10 protein-coding genes are annotated in these 18,783 nt (G+C 61.6%); 1 reads left to right on the forward strand and 9 read right to left on the reverse strand.

The window, feature by feature from the left end; genetic code table 11:
* Window positions 1-51: 51 nt before the first annotated feature.
* The 7 genes from PUQ42_RS07220 to PUQ42_RS07250 form a co-directional block, all read right to left on the reverse strand.
* Window positions 52-1,695, reverse strand: coding sequence for a RagB/SusD family nutrient uptake outer membrane protein (locus tag PUQ42_RS07220; RefSeq protein ID WP_273372388.1), 1,644 nt, complete (start codon window positions 1,693-1,695; stop codon window positions 52-54).
* A gap of 14 nt (window positions 1,696-1,709) precedes the next feature.
* Complete coding sequence (locus tag PUQ42_RS07225) at window positions 1,710-4,868, reverse strand: SusC/RagA family TonB-linked outer membrane protein (RefSeq protein WP_273372391.1); 3,159 nt, start codon at window positions 4,866-4,868, stop codon at window positions 1,710-1,712.
* An 18-nt stretch (window positions 4,869-4,886) separates the two neighbouring features.
* Window positions 4,887-6,995, reverse strand: a complete 2,109-nt coding sequence (locus tag PUQ42_RS07230; protein WP_273372393.1) for a surface glycan-binding family protein — start codon at window positions 6,993-6,995, stop codon at window positions 4,887-4,889.
* Window positions 6,996-7,016: 21 nt separating this feature from the next.
* Window positions 7,017-9,971, reverse strand: a complete 2,955-nt coding sequence (gene hepC / locus PUQ42_RS07235) for a heparin-sulfate lyase HepC (protein ID WP_273372396.1) — start codon at window positions 9,969-9,971, stop codon at window positions 7,017-7,019.
* Between the two features lie 28 nt (window positions 9,972-9,999).
* On the reverse strand, window positions 10,000-11,196 hold the full coding sequence (locus tag PUQ42_RS07240) for a glycoside hydrolase family 88 protein (RefSeq protein WP_273372398.1): 1,197 nt from the start codon (window positions 11,194-11,196) through the stop codon (window positions 10,000-10,002).
* Window positions 11,197-11,691: 495 nt separating this feature from the next.
* Complete coding sequence (locus PUQ42_RS07245; RefSeq protein ID WP_273372400.1) at window positions 11,692-12,507, reverse strand: SDR family oxidoreductase; 816 nt, start codon at window positions 12,505-12,507, stop codon at window positions 11,692-11,694.
* Between the two features lie 16 nt (window positions 12,508-12,523).
* The gene (locus PUQ42_RS07250) at window positions 12,524-13,309 is read right to left on the reverse strand and encodes an MBL fold metallo-hydrolase (RefSeq protein WP_273372402.1); all 786 of its coding nucleotides are present in this window, start codon (window positions 13,307-13,309) and stop codon (window positions 12,524-12,526) included.
* A gap of 161 nt (window positions 13,310-13,470) precedes the next feature.
* Here PUQ42_RS07250 and PUQ42_RS07255 point away from each other — a divergent pair, with 161 nt between their 5' ends.
* The gene (locus PUQ42_RS07255) at window positions 13,471-15,462 is read left to right on the forward strand and encodes a glycoside hydrolase family 97 protein (RefSeq protein ID WP_273372405.1); all 1,992 of its coding nucleotides are present in this window, start codon (window positions 13,471-13,473) and stop codon (window positions 15,460-15,462) included.
* A gap of 206 nt (window positions 15,463-15,668) precedes the next feature.
* On the opposite strand, the gene PUQ42_RS07260 is transcribed toward PUQ42_RS07255, so the two are convergent.
* Window positions 15,669-15,962: a PG0541 family transporter-associated protein gene (locus tag PUQ42_RS07260; RefSeq protein WP_273372408.1), complete on the reverse strand. Its 294-nt coding sequence runs from the start codon at window positions 15,960-15,962 to the stop codon at window positions 15,669-15,671.
* A gap of 53 nt (window positions 15,963-16,015) precedes the next feature.
* The coding region (locus PUQ42_RS07265; protein ID WP_273372411.1) for an efflux RND transporter permease subunit at window positions 16,016-18,783 on the reverse strand (2,768 nt) is incomplete at its 5' end.

Here is an 18,783-nt window from a genome sequence, read left to right on the forward strand (position 1 = left end):
CCGGTCGGAGTGATTCCGACCGGGATTTTCCGTTTCTCCTGAACGGACGGGCTACTCGCCCCATCCGGGATTCTGCTTGCACTGCGTCATCAGGTCCAGCTCCCGCTGCGGGATGGGCAGCAGTTCGTGGCGGCCCTCGATCGTAAAGCGGCCCACCGTGTAGTTCGCATTCGAGAACCAGTTGACCAGCTCCTGGGCCGTATTGCGGATCGTCTGATAGTAGATGCCCCAGCGGATCAGATCCTGCTTGCGATGCCCCTCGAAGCAGAGTTCGTAGGCCCGCTCCCGGCGGATCGCCTCACGCAGCGCCTCGCGCGTAAGCCCGTACGAAAGGTCATGCGCCGTATCGCCGAACCCGCGGCGGCGAACCGCATTGACCGCATCCACCGCATCGACGATCGATCCGCCCGACTCGTTCAGCGCCTCGGCAAACAGCAGCAGCACATCCGAATAACGGAGTATGTACCAGTTGATACACGACTTGTCGTTGTTGACCATGTAGTTGGCCGAGTTGACATACTTCTCCGTATCCCATTTACCCGGCGTGAAGAGCTGGCGCTGCTTGTTGAGATTCTCCTCCGTGGGCTTGCTGACCGTCGAGAAATAGGTGACCGGCCCGTCGCCCTTCGACGAATCGTACTTGTAGTCGGCAATCGACAGCGCCATGCGCGGGTCGTTGTGCGTCTCCCACTCGCGCGTGAAGGTGTAAACCACCTTCCAGTTGGCGGCATTGCGCCCGCGCTGACCCTCGACCGCGTCGGCCACCACGCCGTTCCACTTGCCGATACGGCCGGCCGTCTGGTCGCTGTCGAGACTCGTCGGCGAGTAGAACGACACCTCGATCAGGCTCTCGCCCGCATCCCAGATCCCGTTGCACGTGTTGCTCCACACGGTCTTGTAGTCGGGAATCAGGCGGTGCTTGCCCGACTCGATCACCTGACGCGCCACCTTCGCCGCTTCGGCCCACTTCGACTCGTCGCGCACCGGATAGCCGGCCCACGTGCAGTAGACCTTCGCCAGCAGGCCCAGCGCCGCACCCTTCGACATGCGGTAGGCGTTCGACGAGCGTTTCGTGTCGTCGACGGCCCACGGCAGAACCTCGGCCGCATACTTCAGATCCGACTCGATGAAGGCGTAGACATCCTTCGGATCGGCCTGCACGTACTCCGTGGCCGGCAGACTCGACTGCTCCGTCGAGGTGATCAGCACGATGTTCCCGTACCAGCGCACCAGCTCGAAATAGAACAGTGCCCGCAGCGCATGCGCCTCGCCCAGGTAGATGGTCGCCAGCTCGCGGTTGGACGAGCTCCACGAACCCATGCGCGCCGAAACGGTCTCGATGAAGTCGTTGGCCTCGTAGATCGACGAGTAGAGTTTCTGCCACGTCTGCATGATCTGCGACGTGGAGGGGTTGTGCGAATTGGTCGGGATCTCGCGGAACGACGTCGTCGCACTGCCCTCGCACTGCGCGATGTCCGACGAGATGGTGAACAGCAGCGACAGATGGTACGAATACATGTACTCGTTGGCCAGATCCTTGTAGATACCCATCAGCACCGTCTCGGCCTCCTCGGCATTGTTCACGTAGTTGTTCTTGCCGACCTCCACGTACGACTCCTCCTCCAGCAGATCGGAGCACGACGCCGCAAACATCAGGCCCAGGGCCGACAAACCGTATATTAAGATCTTTTTCATAGTTCGTTTGCTTTTTAGAAGGACAGGTCAAGACCCATCGTATATACTTTGCTGCGCGGATAGGCGCCCCAGTCGAACGACGGCGTCATCGGGTTCGAGGCCCGCATGTTCACCTCCGGATCGTAGCCCGAGTAGCCCGTCACCACGAAGAGGTTCTGCGCCGTGAAGTAGATGCGCAGCTTCGAGACGTAGAACTTCCGCGTCCAGTGCTGCGGCAGCGTGTACCCCACCGTGAGGTTCTTCAGTCGCAGGAACGATCCGTCCTCGACAAAGCGCGAGTAGAGCTCGTTCTTCACGTAGCCGTCCCAGCGCGGAACGCTGTTCGAGGCGTTGGTCGCCGTCCAGCGGTCGGCCACCTCGGCCATCATGTTCGAACGCTGGTCCTGCGTCTGCGAGGCGTACATGCGCGTGGCGTTGTAGACGTCGTTGCCGTAGTTGAACTGGAACATGAAGCTCAGGTCGATGCCCTTGTAGGAGAAGGTGTTGGTGATACCTCCGTACCACTTCGGCGTACCGTTGCCGATCACCGTGCGGTCGTTCGTCGTGATCTTGCCGTCGCCGTCCACATCCTTGTACTTCACCACGCCGGGGCCGAACGTGCCGCTCGTGTAGTGCTCCGACATGTCGGGCACGCCCGCACGCAGGCGCGTCTCACCCGTGGCGGCGTCCACCTCGAAATCCGACGACTGGTAGACCCCGTCGAAGACATAACCGTAGATCAGACCCAGCGACTGACCCACCTGCGCCATGTAGTCGTAACCCGTGTAGTCGCTGTTCCAGCTGGCGGCCGTGTACATCGTCCGGGCGCCGTCGGCCAGCGCACGCAGCTCGTTGCGGATGAACGAGATGTTGAAGTCCGTCGTCCAGCGGAAGCCGCTCTTCGAGGCGATGTTCGTCGAGTTGATCGCCAGCTCGAGACCCTTGTTGCGGATCTTGCCCACGTTCTGCCACTGCGACCCGAAGCCCGAAACATAGGCCTTGTTGGCCGCCATCAGCAGATCCTTCGTATCCTTGAGGAAGAGGTCGGCCGTGATGTTCAGCCGGTTGCGGAACAGACCCAGATCCAGACCGATGTTCGTACTCTGCGAAGCCTCCCACTTGAGATCCTCGTTGGGCAGCTGCTTGGGCGAGAGCACCGTGATGAGGCTGTTGCCGTAGCCGTACTTGTTCTGCGTGTAGAGCGTCAGCGAGAGGTAGTTCGTGATGCGGTCGTTACCCACGACGCCCCAGCCGGCTCGCAGCTTGAGGTTCGAAATCACCTCCTGCTTCTTCATGAAGGGCTCCTCCGAGATGCGCCATGCCGCCGAGAACGACGGGAAGTAACCCCACTTGTTGTTCTTCGAGAAGACCGTCGAACCGTCGGCTCGGATCGTCGCCGTGAACAGATAGCGGTCCTTGTAGCTGTAGTTGCCGCGCGCGAAGAACGACACCAGCAGGTTGTCCGACCGCGACGAGGTCACCTGGCTCGGCGTGGCGCCCAGACCGAGGTTGTCGTTGCCCAGGTTGTCGAACGGAAAGTCGGTCGCCTGTCCCTTCAGATACTCCGTTCCGCGGAACGAAGTCTCCTGACCCAGCATCACGTCGAAGGCGTGGCCGTTCTTCTGCTTATATTTGTAGGTCAGGTAGTTGAAGTTCGTCCAGCGCACGTCGCGCGTCATCTGCGTCGAGCCGTAGGGGGTCTGGCCGTTGCGGTAGGCCTCCTTCGATCCGTCGTAGTAGAACTGGTAGTTGCGCGTGTTGGTCGTGTTGTACGATCCGGCCATGCGGAAGCTCCACCCCTTGCCGAAGTTGAAGTTCAGCGCCAGGTTGCCGCCCCACATCTCCGCCTTCTTGGTGTTGGTCACCGACTCGGCCTGCTTGATGGGGTTCACCTGCGAGAGCGACTCCGACGACTCGAGCTCCAGCGGGTCGATCGCCGAATTGAGCAGCTCCTCGTCGGTCATCCGCAGACCGCCCGTCGGGCGGGCCCGCAGAATCTGACCCAGCATGTTGAAACGGCCGTTGTCGCCCGACGTTCCCATACCGCGCTTGTCCGTAAAGGCGTAGTTGACCGTGGCGTCGATCGAGAGCAGCTTCGAGATCTTGTGGTTCACGCGCATCTTGGCCGTGATCTTGTTGAAGGCACTGTTCTTGAAGATACCGTTCTCGAGGAAGTCCGAGAACGAGAAGGCATACTTCGTCTTGTCCGAACCGCCCGACACCGAGACATTGTGATCCTGCGACCACGTGGGCTGGAAGGTCTCGCCCTGCCAGTCGATGCCCGCTACGCCGATGTAGTCGTCCAGCGTCTGGTAACGATAGGGAACCCCGTTGTCGTCGTTGCCCGACTTGTAGTAGGTGTCGCCGAACTTGTCGGGCCACGCCTCGGTCTGCAGCCGCACGAACTCGTAGGGCGTCAGCAGATCGAGCGTCCGCGAGATGTCGCGGTAGCTGGCCGATCCGTTGTAGGTCACCACCGGACGTCCCACCTTGCCCGACTTGGTCGTCACCATCACCACGCCGTTCGCGGCGCGCGATCCGTAGATGGCCGACGACGAGGCATCCTTCAGCACCTCGATCGAGGCGATGTCCGAATTCGAGAGGTAGTCGATGTTGTCGACCTGGAATCCGTCGACGATGTAGAGCGGCGTCGTTTCACCGTTCACCGAGCCGATACCGCGGATCTTGATGTCGAAACCCGCACCCGGCGTACCGTCCGTCGCGGTGATCTGCACACCGGCAATCTGGCCCCCGAGCGCCTCCATGACCGATCCCGACTTGAAGCCCTCGACATCCTCGGCCGACACCGAGGCGATGGCTCCCGTCAGGTCGCTGCGCTTCTGCGCGCCGTAACCCACCACAACCACTTCATCCATGACGTTGGTTTCGGGTTCGAGCTTGACGTCGATGACCGTCTGCGTGTTCACGGTCACCTCCTGCTGCTTGTAGCCCAGGTAGGAGAAGACCAGCACGGCTCCCTTCTTCACCGAGAGCGTGTAGGTGCCCTTCAGGTCCGTCGAGACGCCCTGCGTCGTGCCCTTCACCACGACGTTGGCTCCGATGGCCGGCTGGTTGTTCTCGTCGGTCACCTTGCCCGTTATCTTGTTCTGGGCCGTGGCCGCGAAGACCACCGTCAGGGCCAGGAGGGTCAATACCCCCCGCAGCCCGAATGCCCGGTTCAATATATGTTTCATAGGTTTCATTCCGTTAGGTTAAAATTTCTCGTCGAACCAGATCCAGATCGGGAAGACCTGCGAACCGTTGCTCACATTGCCCGAATTGCCGTCCGTGACGAAGGTCATCTGACCGATCATCGCTCCGTTGGCGGCCACACCGTTGCCATCGACCCACTTGTTCGGGTTGACAACCAGCGCCTTCGTCGTGGGATCGACGTAGCACAGCGCCGAGCTCAGCCGCGAGGTGTTCGAATAGTAGGAGACGGGATCCTTCGAACCCGTGTTGACCGTGGCGCTGCCGATGCTCGTGTAGTAGGAGCTCCAGACGCTGTTCATGAACGATCCGGCAGTCGAAGGCTGTCCGTCGGTGTGCGGACCGGCAATGTTGTAATAGTTGAACGTACGACGGTAGTCGATCGCAAAGAGCGACGGATCGACGCCCTCGACGGTCGGCGCAGCCGACGTGCCGCCCGTGCGCGGGTTCACCTGGAAGACGAACGGCGTATAGTGGATCGTCACGCCGCTCACGGCCTGGATGAACGAGAAGAAGACCGGAACCGTCACCGAGGTCTCGCCGACCTGGCCCTTGCCGGCCGTCGCCGTCACCAGAATCAGGCCGCCGTTGTTGGCCTTGAAGCCCTTGGGCGAGATGACACCCGTCTGCGAGTCGATGAGCGTCTCTTTACACTGATGCTTGATCTTGATCGACCACGTCAGCTGCGTACCCGGTTTGGCATCGGTCGTCGGGGTGAGCTGCAGCGACGTCAGATCGCCCGACGTCGGGCAGCGGAACTGGCTGGCGTAATTCTCCGCCGGCGTCAGACCCAGGTTGTTGCCGTAGCTGATCGTCGTGAAGTAGTAGGGATTCTCGCCCACGGTCAGTCGGAGCGTGGTCTCGGCCTGTCCCTTCAGGTTGGAGGCCACCACCGGAATCTCATACTCGCCCAGCGGAATCGAATGGCCCTTGGTCGCCGAAACGGCACCCGTTGCCTGGTCGATCGTCAGCTGGCCCTCGACGGCTGCCGGAAGCGTTCCGAAGGCGAAGACCGCCTCGTCGCCGACGAAGCCGCTCCGCTTCTCGGCCTTGAATTCGCCGCCCTGGATCGCCTCAACGGGATCGTAGGCAAAGGTCGAGGCGTCGATGGGTTCGATATAGTCGACAACCGTCAGCGTGTAGGCGCCGTCGAAATCCGTCGAGCCAAAGCTGTTGGTCACCGTCAGGTCCACCGTATAGACCGCACCGACCTGCAGGTTGTTGCCCTCGTCGACCGAAATGACACCCGTCGCCGGGTCGATCTTGATCAGATCCGTCTCCGGACTTCCCTCGCCCGGGCGGATCTGGCGGATGGCCCATGCCACCTCGTCGGGCGAACCCTTCAACGTCGGCGTCGTGCCGAGGAAGGACATGCCCGCCTCGATGCGGCCGGATGCCGTGGGATAGCTTACCGAAAGCGGTTCGCTCGTGATGCGGCCCGTCAGCAGACCCTCGTAGGTCATCTCGCCGGCATAGGTCTTCACCGTGATCGGCAGCGGGTAGTTGCCCGGCATCACCTCGCCCTTGAAGTTGGCGTTGAGCGTCACCTCACCGGCCAGCGAGATCGAGAAGTACTCCTCGCCCTCGGGCTGAACCAGACTGTAGCTCTGGATCGATACGGATTCACCCACGGGCGTCACCGTCACCTTGGCCTCGCTGGTCTCCAACTCGGCATAGGGGATCTCCAGCGTCGGCGAGCTGAGCTCCAGCGCCTCGGGCGTGGCCGGCGACATGTGGACCGTGAAGATGTCCTTGAACGTATGGCGGACGCCGCCCGAAAGGCACGAAATGGTCAGTTTGTAGACCCCCGGCTCGAGATTCTCCGTATGGGTGATCGAGACCACACCCGTCGTCGAGTTGATCGTGAAGCTCTCGCTCGTGACCGCCGCATCATTGAGGGTGATGGCCGTGATGGCAAACTCCGACGGCGTGGGGCCGTACCACGTCGGAGCATCCGAATTGAAGAGCATCGAAGGGCCGATGTCGACGATCGACGCATAGTAGAGATCCAGACCGCCGTCCGACGTCTCATCCTCTCCGCAGGCCGTGAAGGCCGCCGTACTCAACAGTCCGAGCACGGCAAGACAGATATTTCGAAACAGTGATTTCATATTCGTTTTGCAGTTTTAGGTTTACAGCGTATACGACAGGTTGTAGGTCTTGCCGTCGATGCGAACCGAGATCGAGGCCCCCGAGGCCGACCATTCGCCCAGGTCGCTCTCGAACCCCTTCACGGCCGTAGCATCCGTCGTCGGATAGAGCACCGTCACGTAACGCACCGCCTCGTCCGAGGCACTCTTCGTCACGTTGAGCTGATAGGCCTTGCGCACGGTCTCCTTGTAGGAGGAGGTCACGACGTTGTAGGCCAAGAAGCCCGGCATCTCGGCGAAGGTTATCTCCTTGTTCGAAGCGCTCCGCACGTAGAGGTTGTTGCCGTCGCCGAAGGCCGTGTGGAAACCGTTCTCCGACGAATCGAGCACCACCTGCGAATCGTCGCCCGGCGTCACGTTGAAGTTCAGGTTGACCATACCCTCGGCCGAGCCGTAGCCCTCGTCGAGGATCACGTAGAACTTGTTGTTGACCAGGAAGATCGTGCGCCGGTGGGTCAGCCCCGTGTAGGAGGGGTTCTCCAGCACCAGCACCTCGTAGGCGTACGACGAGGTCGATTTCGACTCCTGCTTGAGCATGCGGCCGTCGCTCGAGACGTTCCGGCCGTCGAGCGTCAGCGTATTGTGGGCCGTCGTGGCGGCGTAGCGCGAACGGATGGCATTCGACTCCGAATTGCCGCCGTAAGAGCCCGCTCCCGAATCGGGGAAGAAGTTGCGGCCCTTGGCCCAGAGTTCGAACGTATTGTTGTCCGACTGGCGGTGCCACTGCTCCGAGGGACCGTCCGGCGTATTCTGCAGCACCATCATCAGATCCTGCATCGTCCAGCCCGTACGCATCACGTAGTAGCCGCCGTCGGGGAACGTCACGACATTTGTCGCGGGCTGCGTGCCCTGCGCCCCCTCGGTGGCCAGCCACGTCAGTTCGGCATTGTCGGGGAAGAGCGTCATGTAGTTCTTCAGGTTGCGCGTCAGCACGCTCTTGGTCCACGACGCAGCCCGCGTATCGGCCATGTTGGGCACCGAATAGTCCGGGTAGATCATGTTCATCACCACATCGGTCATCTTGCGCATCGACGACACGAAATTCGACGGGAAGTAGCTCTCACCGCCGTTGAGCTGCGCCACGAGCAGCGACGAACGGAAATCCTCGATGCCCGAAATGTGGTACGAAAGGTCGCCGTCCTTGAGCCAGCCGTCGTTGAAATACTGCGCCGTAACCTGCTGTCCGAGCACGCCCGGACCGTTCGTCCGCCACGTTGCGGCATTCTTCAGCTCGGGGAAGAGCATGCCCGCGAAGGTCACCGCCTGGGCCTGCGTGATCAGATGGTTCGACGTCGTGGAGTAGTTCTTCATGATATGGTTCACCTGCTCGTCGAGGTGCTTGAGCACGGTCGAAAGCCACTCGGCCGTCACAGTCTCCGAATTCTGGTAGTACTCCAGCAGCCCGCACTGGTCGATCACCCGCGCCGCAACGTCCAGCGGTCGCCACGACCACCCCGCATTGCGATACTCCGCAGGCAGATTCTCGGGATAGACCGTATAGTCGAGATCCACGTCGGGTTTGGGGTTCTGACGCAGCCAGTCGCCGTAGACCTCCATCCAGTTCGCCACGTAACGCTCGTCGTGCGTCGCATTGTAGGCCTTGCCCTGCAGGATCATCCACTGGTGGCGGTGCAGCTGGTAGCGGTGCTCCTGCTCCTTCGTGGGCCAGATCGTCCAGTCGATGCCCGTCCCCTCCGCATTCAGGTAGGAATAGGGAACGTTCGACCCGGCCGACGCATCGAAATAGTTCTTCACATAGAAGCGGTAGCCGTTTTCACGGAAGGCGTAGTCGGCCCACGACTTCTCGGTATCCGTAGCCTTGTCGCTCTCGATCTTCACGTTGGGATTCAGACCGTGGGTGCGCGTGCGGTAGTAGTTGAGCAGCTCCTGCAGGGCCAGACGGTAGTCTCCGGCGGCATAGGCGGCCGAAACTTTCGACAATCCGCCGTACGAAAGATCCAGCAGATTGAGAATCGAGATGTCGACGCCGTCGTTCATCGCCTGCGAACCGCTCTTGACCCACTCGGCCGCCTGCTTCATCTCGGGGAAAATCGTACCGGCCCGCCATACGGCATAGGACTCCTGGGCCAGCTCCTCCCCGTTCTCCGAGTAGTGGTTCATCACGTGGCCGGCCTGCTCGACCAGATTCGACAGGTAGGAGGCGAGCATCTGCGGCGTGAAGGCGGTCGACTGCATGAAATAGTAGATCAGGTCGCACTGATCGGCCAGACGGTACGACACGTCGATCGGACGCCAGGCGTAGAGCGCCTCACGCACCTCCTCGGGCTGGCTCGAAGGATCGGCATTGAAATCGTAGTCGCCAGCCGGAAGCGGGAAGGTCTCCAGCCAGCTCTCGTAGACCGACATCCACGACGTGACGTAGTTTTCGTCGAGCGTCGTGCGGTAGGCCTTGCCCTGCGGGATCATCCATTGCAGGCGGTGCAGGCGGAAGCGCTCCTCGGTTTCGGCCGTTGCGCGTTTGGTCCAGTCGAGTTTGCTGCCCGTCTGGTAGGAGTAGGGACGGTCGCCGTCGGCATAGCCGTCGACCCAGAAGCGGTAGCCGTCCTGCGCATCTCCCGTGACGGGAAGCGCCCAGTCGGCCCGGGCCTGCTCCTCGGCCGTGATCGACGGCGCAATCAGGTTGACGTTGGCATTGACCTGCGTCCGCGTACGGAAATAGTTCAGCAGAGCCTGCGCGGCCAGATAGTACTGATCCGACTCGTAGTAGGCCTTCACGGAGGCCAGTTCCGGAAGATCCAGATTCAACGCCTCGAAAACGCGTGCATCAATCACGCTGTTGCCGGGAATCGTCGAATCGGTCGTCTCCGAACCGCTGCCGTCATCGGTGCCCCGGATTTCGTCGCCCAGACACCCCGTCAGAAGGGCCGTCGAGATCACGAGACCATACAGCGAGATCTTCGTAAAGATTCGTTTCATAGGTTATTGGTTTTAGGGTTTTTACGCTTTAAAGCTCCCGGGGCGACACGCCCCGCAGCGACAGATAGCGGCCGATGGCCTCCAGATAGTAGTAGTCCGCATAGTTGAGCGGCGTGTCGATCTCGCTGTGGGCCGGCAGGTGGCCGACGCTGTGGCGGAGGATAAAGCCGCCGTTGGTCCCCTTCTCGGCCAGGTAGGCATCCGACGACAGGCTCATCAGCATCGCTTCGGCCCGCTCGAAATAGGCCTTGCCCTCGCTCTCGGGAACCAGCGTCGACAACTCGAAGAGCGCCGAGGCGATCACCGCTGCGGCCGAGGCGTCACGCGGAGCGTTCGGAATGTCCGGAGCGTCGTAGTCCCAGTAGGGAATCAGATCCTCGGGCGTTCGGGGATGGTTCATCACGAACGAAGCGATACGGCGCGCATGGTCCAGATACTTCGTGTCGCCCGTCTCGCGGTAGCACATCGTATAGCCGTAGAGACCCCAGCCCTGGCCCCGGGCCCAGGCCGAAGAGTCGGAGTAGCCCTGGAACGTCCCGCGGCTCTCGACCGTGCCGTCGTCGTTGTAGCTCACCACGTGGTACGAACTGCCGTCCTCGCGGAAGTGGTTCTGCATCGTGAGGTCGGCATGGCGGACGGCCACGTTGCGGTATTTCGGATCGCCCGTGTGCTTCGAGGCCCAGAAGAGCATCTCGAGATTCATCATGTTGTCGATGATCACCGGGTAGTTCCACTCGCCGAAGTCCCACGAGCGGATCAGACCGACGGTCGAGTCACAGCGCGAAATGAGGCTGTTGGCCGCCTCGACAATCACCTCGGCCGAATGGGCGTCGTGAAGCGTCTGCTGCTGCTGTCCGTAGCTGCAGAAGACCATAAAGCCCAGATCGTGCGTACCCTTATAATATTGTATGCCCTCGAGCCGTGCGGTGAATTTCTCGGCCTCGGCACGCAGGTGCTCGTCGCCCGTCAGGCGGTAGGCTTCCCACAGCGTCCCGGGATAGAAACCGCTGGTCCAGTCCTTGGCGTCGACGATCTTGAATTTCGGCATGAGCGAACGCGGGAATCCCGGCAGCGAATCGAACTCCGCCGACGAAAGTTCGAGTTGCGAACGGGCCACGTCGATGGCATGCTTCACGCTCTCGAGTTTGGGATCGGGGCCCGCACCGCAGGAGCCCAGCACAAGAAGGGAAAAAAGTCCCGGAATCAGGAGGAGGTTTTTTCTCATGAATGGTTCAGGTTTTTGTGTTCAGGTTGTTTTCGGTATACAAAAGTACCGATAAGCATCCGGAGAGACCCCGAGAATTGAAGAATTGATTTTCAAAACCGCTCAAATAACCTTTGATTTTGTCCAGCACGATATTGATTTTGTTCAAAACAGGCCCCAGAGGCTCTTCTCGCGCAGGTCCGGAGATTGGACAATTTCAAGGTTCCACCAGTGCCGGAAAACTCCGCCGCATCCGGAGACCGGAGGTCGCAACACCCCGAAGCCTTCGTTCCGGAAGTCGGAAAGAGAAGCATGACAAGGCGGAAAGAGATGCTTCCCGGAATGGACGGACATGAGGCCCGAGAAGGAAGGCATGGGCGCCAAAGCGGGAAGACAAGGGCGTCGGGGCAGAAAGGCCGGCCGGCAAGCAAATACAATCTCTGCGGGCGAAAAGGCAACAGAAAAGGGACCTTCTCGGTGAGAAGGCCCCTCCGTGGCAAGACTTCGGCCGCAGCGCTACTTGAGCGGCGAATCCGGCTCGCGCGACATCACCAGATAGAACATCCGGTCGAGGAACGCCGGAGCGAACTTCTTCACGAAATGCGTCGCACGGCCCTCGATCTCCATCAGACACAACCGTTTGCGGCGCACAATGCCGCGACCGACGATGTGGGCCACCTCTTCGGCCGTCATCATCTTCGACTCGTCGCGCGGCGTCTCACCCTGCTGCGCCCCATGGGCCGTCAGCGCCGAGAAGCGCACGTTCGAGGCCGTGAAGCCCGGGCAGGCGATCATCACGTGGAGCCCCTTTTTCAGATTCTCGATGCGCAGCGTCTCCAGAAAGCCCGTCATGGCGTATTTCGACGCCGAATAGCCCGTACGCCCCGGCAGTCCGTGCAGCCCGGCCACGGACGAAATGCCGACAATCGAGCCCTTCGTCGCCTGCAGATAGGGCAAGGCGTACTTGCAGCAGTTGACCGTGCCCCAGAAGTTGACATCCATCAGGCGGTGGAGCACCTCCAGGTCGACATCGTCGAAGAGCGCCCGCATCGAGATGCCGGCGTTGCAGATCAGCACGTCCAGCCGCCCGAACTCCCGGATGGCCGTCTCGATCAGCGCCCGGCACTCCTCGGGTTTCGTCACGTCGACGCCACAGAAGGCCGCCGCTCCGCCCTGCGAGCGGATCTCGTCGGCCAGCCGGCGGAGTTTGTCCTCGCTCCGGGCCCCGAGCACCACCCGGGCCCCCTGGGCCGCATATACCTTGGCCATCGCCTCGCCGATGCCCGACGAGGCTCCCGTGATGACAATCACGCGATCTTTCAATGTCTTCATAGCGTATTTTCGTGTTTCAATCTTCGATCTCGACCTCCAGCGTATCGCAGGCCATCCGGACACCCGCGGGGAGCTTCGGCTCCGTCTCGGCCTGCAGCCCGATGTCGTGGGACATGTGCGTGAGCCATGCCCGACGGGGTTCGACGCGGCGGATCAGCGACAGCGCTTCGGCCACGTTGAAGTGCGAGTAGTGCTCCTTGAAGCGCAGGGCGTTGACCACCAGCGTATCCACCCCGCGAAGCTTCTCCACCTCCCGATCCTCGATCGTCTTGAAATCCGTCAGGTAGGCCAGCGGCCCGATGCGGTAGCCCGTCACCGTAAAGCGTTCGGAGTGGTGGCCCGAGACGGGGACGATCTCTACCCCCTTCACCGTAAAGGGACGCGTGACGTCGATCTCGTGGAGCTCGATCTCGGGGACCCCGCGGTACTTGTCCTGTGCAAAGGCGTAGTCGAAATCCTTGTGCACGCAGGCCAGCGTCCGCGGCGAGGCGTAGATGTCGACCCGATGGATCGTCGGCGGATAGTCCACAAAGTTGAAGGCCCGCACGTCGTCCAGACCGCCGATATGGTCCTTGTGTTCGTGCGTAAGCAGGATGCCGTCGAGGTGGCTCACCCCCGTGCGGAGCATCTGGTAGCGGAAATCGGGTCCCGCGTCGATCACCAGCCGCACACCGTGCGTCTCGACCATGGCCGAGGTACGCAGACGGTGATCGCGCCGGTCGGGCGACGTGCAGACCCGGCAGCGGCATCCGATCACGGGCACGCCCTGTGAGGTTCCGGTTCCCAGAAAAGTGAGCTTCATATCGGCAAAGGTAAGCATTTTCGGGCAAACCGCCGCATGCCCGGCCCGCAAAATCGCGATGCACGGAATCGGACCGAAACTCCGAAAAAGAGCTTGCAGAAACAGTATTTATTTATTAAGTTTACAAACTCGAAATCAAACCCAAAACAGTTTAAACCCGAATGAAAAAAACTTTGCTGCTTGCCGCCGCCCTGCTCGTCACGGCAGCCCTTCCGGCTCAAAAACGCTACACGCTCGCATCGCCCGACGGCGCCCTGCAGACGACCGTCTCCGTCGGCGGAGAACTCTCCTACGACATCCGCCTCAACGGTCGTACGCTGCTCGAACCTTCGCCCCTGTCGCTAAGGTTGAACAACGGCTCGGTCTGGGGCCCCGATGCCCGCGTTGCCAAGGCGTCGCAATCGTCGGTTGATCAATGGGTCGCTTCGCCCTTCTACCGCGCCGATTCGATCCGCGACCACTACAACGCCCTCACGCTCCGCATGAAGGGCGGCTGGGAGGTCGAATTCCGCGCCTACGACGACGGCGTCGCTTACCGCTTTGTCAACCGTTCGAAGAAACCCTTCGCCATTCTGAACGAAGAGGTCGCCTATCGCTTCCCCGAGGACTTCACGGCCACGCTGCCCTACGTGCGGGCCGGAGAGGACGGCGACTGGGAAAAGCAGTACTTCAACTCCTTCGAAAACACCTACACCGTCGCACGGCTCTCACAACTCAAAACCGGACGTCTGGCCTTCCTGCCGCTCGTCGTGGATGCCGGCCAGCAGGTGAAGATCTGTCTCACGGAGAGCGACCTGCGCGACTATCCCGGACTCTACCTCCGCAATCCGGACGGCGGAAACAACCTCTGCGGACAGTTCGCTCCGTGTCCGATCCGCACCCGGCCGGGCGGCTACAACGGAATCGAACATGTCGTGCTGGAACGCGCCGTCCATATCGCCGATGTTCCCGGACCGCGTACCTTCCCCTGGCGCGTCGCCATCATCGGAAACGATGCCGGAATTGCCGCCTCGAACCTGAGCTATCTGCTCGCCGAGCCTTCGAAGATCGACGACCTGTCGTGGATCCGCCCCGGAAAGGTCGCCTGGGACTGGTGGAACGCATGGAACCTTGCCGGCGTTGACTTCCGGGCCGGCATCAACACCGAAACCTACAAATACTACATCGACTTCGCCGCCTCGCAGGGCATCGAATACGTCATTCTCGACGACGGCTGGGCTGCCGGGAAGGGCGCCGACCTCATGCAGATCAACCCCGACATCGACCTGCGGCAGATCGTCCGGTACGCCGATTCGAAGGGCGTCGGGATCATTCTCTGGGCCGGATTCCACGCCTTCCAGCGCGACATGGAGGAGGTGTGCCGCCACTACGCCGAAATGGGCGTCAAGGGCTTCAAGGTCGACTTCATGGACCGCGACGACCAGCAGATGACCCTCTTCAACTCCCGGGCCGCCGAAACCGCCGCCAAATACCACCTCATCCTCGACCTGCACGGAACCCACAAACCCGCCGGACTGAACCGGACCTGGCCCAACATCCTCAACTTCGAGGGCGTACACGGGCTGGAGCAGATGAAATGGAACTCGTCAAAGGTCGACCAGATGAAATACGACGCCACGATCCCCTTCATCCGTCAGGCCGCCGGCCCGATGGATTACACGCAGGGCGCCATGATCAACGCCACGCGCCAGGGTTTTCACCCCAACTACACGGAGCCGATGAGTCAGGGCACGCGTTGCCACCAGCTGGCCCTCTACGTCGTGCTGGACTCCCCGCTCAACATGCTCTGCGACTCCCCGACGAACTACCTCCGCGAAGAGGAGTGCACGTCGTTCATCGCCCGGATCCCCACCGTGTGGGATGAAACCCGGATTCTGGACGGCCGCATCGGCGAATACATCGTCACCGCACGCCGCAAGGGCTCAACGTGGTACATCGGCGGCATCACCGACTGGACGCCCCGCGACCTGAAAATCGACCTCTCGTTCCTGGGCGGCAGTCTCCAGGCTGAACTCTTCCGCGACGGGGTGAATGCCGACCGCAAGGCCTCGGACTATCGCCGCGAAGAGATCCGCATCGATACCGCCGAGCCGTTTGCCGTCCATCTGGCGCCGGGCGGCGGATTCACGCTGAAGATTCAACAGGGGGAATAAGCCCCGGACACTCGAAAAGGCCCCCGTACGACGCATCGTACGGGGGCCTTTTCTTGCCGGCAGAGAGAACCTTTGGATGGCGGCGGGAGAGCCTTGCCGTGCCGGCGGAAGGAGTTTCCGTCATCCCGGCAGGAGGGGCCCTGTCATCCGGCTGGTGGGTCTTGGCTCCCCCGGCGGGTGGGTCTTGGCTCCCCGGCGGGTGGAACTCAGAAGCCCCCCTCGACGGTCCAGTAGAAGGCGCGCGAACCCTGCATCCGGGTCGAGGCATCCAGTTCGCGCAGGGCCGTCATCAGCGGTTCGAGCTGTTCGTCGTCGATGATGGCCAGAATCGAGGCATTCATCGACGGCCAGGCGTGCGTCCCGTAGTGGGGTTCGCCGTCCACCGAGCCGCGGCCCTGGGTCAAGGCCCACTTCGTGAAACCCCGGATCCCCTGCTTGTCAAGAATGGCGTGCACACGATCCGTCAGTGCCTGGTTATAGGATAAAAATACGGCTTTCATGGTATGGTTGGTTCTCGTTGTTTGTTGTCTGTTCTTGTGCAGGGGCCGGCCGGTCAATGGCTCCCGGCCTGGTGCATGGTCGCCTGACGGGCCAAACGACGCTGCTCGCGACGCCGGGAACGGTGGACCAGAATCGAATAGAGCACCGGCACGATGAAGAGCGTCAGGATGGTCGAGAAGGTCAGTCCGCCGATCACAGCAATGCCCATCGGCTGCCACGTCTCCGAACCGGCTCCCGTGCCGATGGCCAGCGGCAGCATGCCCAGCACCGTCGTGAACGAGGTCATCAGCACCGGACGCAGACGGCTCTTGCCGCCCGCTATCACCGCCTCGAAGACACCCGACCCCCGTTCGATCAGCAGGTTCATGTAGTCCACCATCACGATGCCGTTCTTCGTCACGATACCCACCAGCATGATCGCACCGATCAGCGCGATGAGCGACAGCGGCGTCGAGGTCAGCCACAACGCCAGGAAAACCCCCGTGAAGGCAAACGGAATGGTGAACATGATGATGAAGGGGAACTTCAGCGACTCGAACTGCGTGGCCATGACGATGTAGACCAGAATGACGATCAGCACGAACAGCGTCAGCAGATCCGAGAAGGCATCGCCCTGATCCTCGACCGTACCGCCCACCTCGAGATCCACGCCGTCGGGCGTCGGGTAACCGGCAATCAGGCGGTTGAGTTCGGCCACCACGTCGCCCAGCGCCACCCCCGCACCGAGCGTCGACTCGACGGAGATGACCCGCTGACGGTTCTCGCGCTCGATCATCGGCGCCGCATACTCCTCCTCGACGCGTCCCACCTCCTTGAGCTTCACGGGACGCCCCTGAGCGTTGTAGAGCGTGATGTTCTCGACATCCTCCACCCGCGTGCGGAACGGTTCGGCGTAGCGGACCACAATGTCGTATTCGTCACCGTCCTCGCGGTATTTCGAGGCCACCAGCCCGTCGATGCGGTTGCGCACGGCCTGCGAGGCCGTTGCACTGTTCATCCCGTAGTAGGCCAGCCGCTCGCGGTCGAAGACCACGTTGTACTCCGGGCGCAGGTCGTCGCGCGAGAGCTTCACGTCGCGCACCCCCGGCAGCGCGCGCATCCGCTCCTTCAGATCGTTCGCCACGGCATTCGTCACATCCATGTCGTAGCCGAAGACCTTCACGTCGGCCGTCGCCGCTCCGCCGACCATGCCGCCCATCGCTCCGCCCGGCGTGACCGTATACTGCCGGATCTCGGGTATGCGGTCCAGATCCTGACGCAGCAGGTCCGAAATGACGTAGATCGACCGCTCACGCCCCTCGACGTCGGTCAGTCGCAGGTTGTAGTTGATGAGGTGCGAACCGGTGGTCTGCATCGCCGCAAAGGCATCGTCCGACGAGTTGGCTCCCGCCGAGGCCGAAACCAGCACCACCTCGGGATATTTCGCGTAGAGAATGCTGTCGATCTGACGGGCGATGCGCGAGGTGTACTCCACCGAAACGTTCTGTTCGAGTTCGACCGTCGCCGCAATGCGGTTGTTGTCCGACGGCGGGAAGAACTCCGTCGGGACCTGCGTCAGCAGCCCCAGCGAGAGCACGAAGAGCGACATCATCGAGATGACCGTCAGCCGGCGGTGGTGAACCACCCAGTCGAGCGAACGCGCATAGGCATTGTCGAGCCACGCCAGCGCCCGGTCGATCGGTTTGTAGACGACGCCCAGTCCGCGGCAGGTATGGACGCCGCCCTCGCATTTGAGCAGGTAGGCCGACATCATCGGCGTCAGCGTGATGGCCGCCGCCGTCGAGACGCACACCACAATCGTCACGATCCACCCCAGCTCGCGGAACAGAATGCCCGCCATGCCCGGAACCAACGTCAGCGGCAGGAACACCGCCACAACCACCAGCGTCGTGGCAATGACCGACAGCCACACCTCGTTGGTGGCGTAGATCGAGGCCTCCTTCGGCGTCGAACCCCGCTCGATATGGGTGGTGATGTTCTCCAGCACCACGATGGCATCGTCGACCACCATGCCGATGGCGATCGACAGCGACGAGAGCGAAATGATGTTGATCGTCGAGTCCGTGGCGAAGAGGTAGATGAACGAACAGATCAGCGAGACGGGGATCGTCATGCAGATGATCAGCGTCGCCCGCCAGCGCCCCAGGAAGATCATCACCACCAGCACCACGAAGATAAAGGCATAGAGAATAGTCTCCGACAGCGACCCGATGGCATCGGTGATCTCCTGCGAACCCTCGAAGATCAGCTCCATCTTCACGTCGCGCGGCAGACTCTTCTGGATGGCCGGCAGCCGCGACTCGATCTCGTGGACGATATTGACCGTATTGGCCCCCGACTGCTTCTGGAACATCACCCGAACGCCCCGCTGGCCGTTGACCCGCTCATCCATGGTGGCCTTCTCGAGCGTGTCGCGGATCTCGGCCACGTCCGAAAGCATCACCGTGCGTCCCCCGGCGTTCGACACCACCACCTGGCGCAGTTCGTCCGAAAGGCGGAACTCCCCGTCGGCCTTGATGTTGAACGTATTGTTGCCGATGTCGATCGTGCCGCTCGGGATGTTGACATTCTCCGCGGCGATGATCTGCCCCAGCTGCTCGACCGTCAGGTTGTAGGCCTCCAGACGCGCCGGGTCGACATTCACCTGCACCTCGCGCTCCGGGGCCCCCATCACCGTGACGGCCCCCACGCCGTCGACCCGGTTCAGGACGTTGACCAGCTTGTCGTCGAGAATCTTGCTCAGCGCCGGATAGCTCTCCTCGGCCGTCACCGCCAGCATCATGATCGGCATCATCGACGACGAGAACTTGAAGATCGTCG

This window comes from Alistipes megaguti, from assembly GCF_944320325.1.
In the GTDB taxonomy this organism is placed as follows: domain Bacteria; phylum Bacteroidota; class Bacteroidia; order Bacteroidales; family Rikenellaceae; genus Alistipes; species Alistipes megaguti.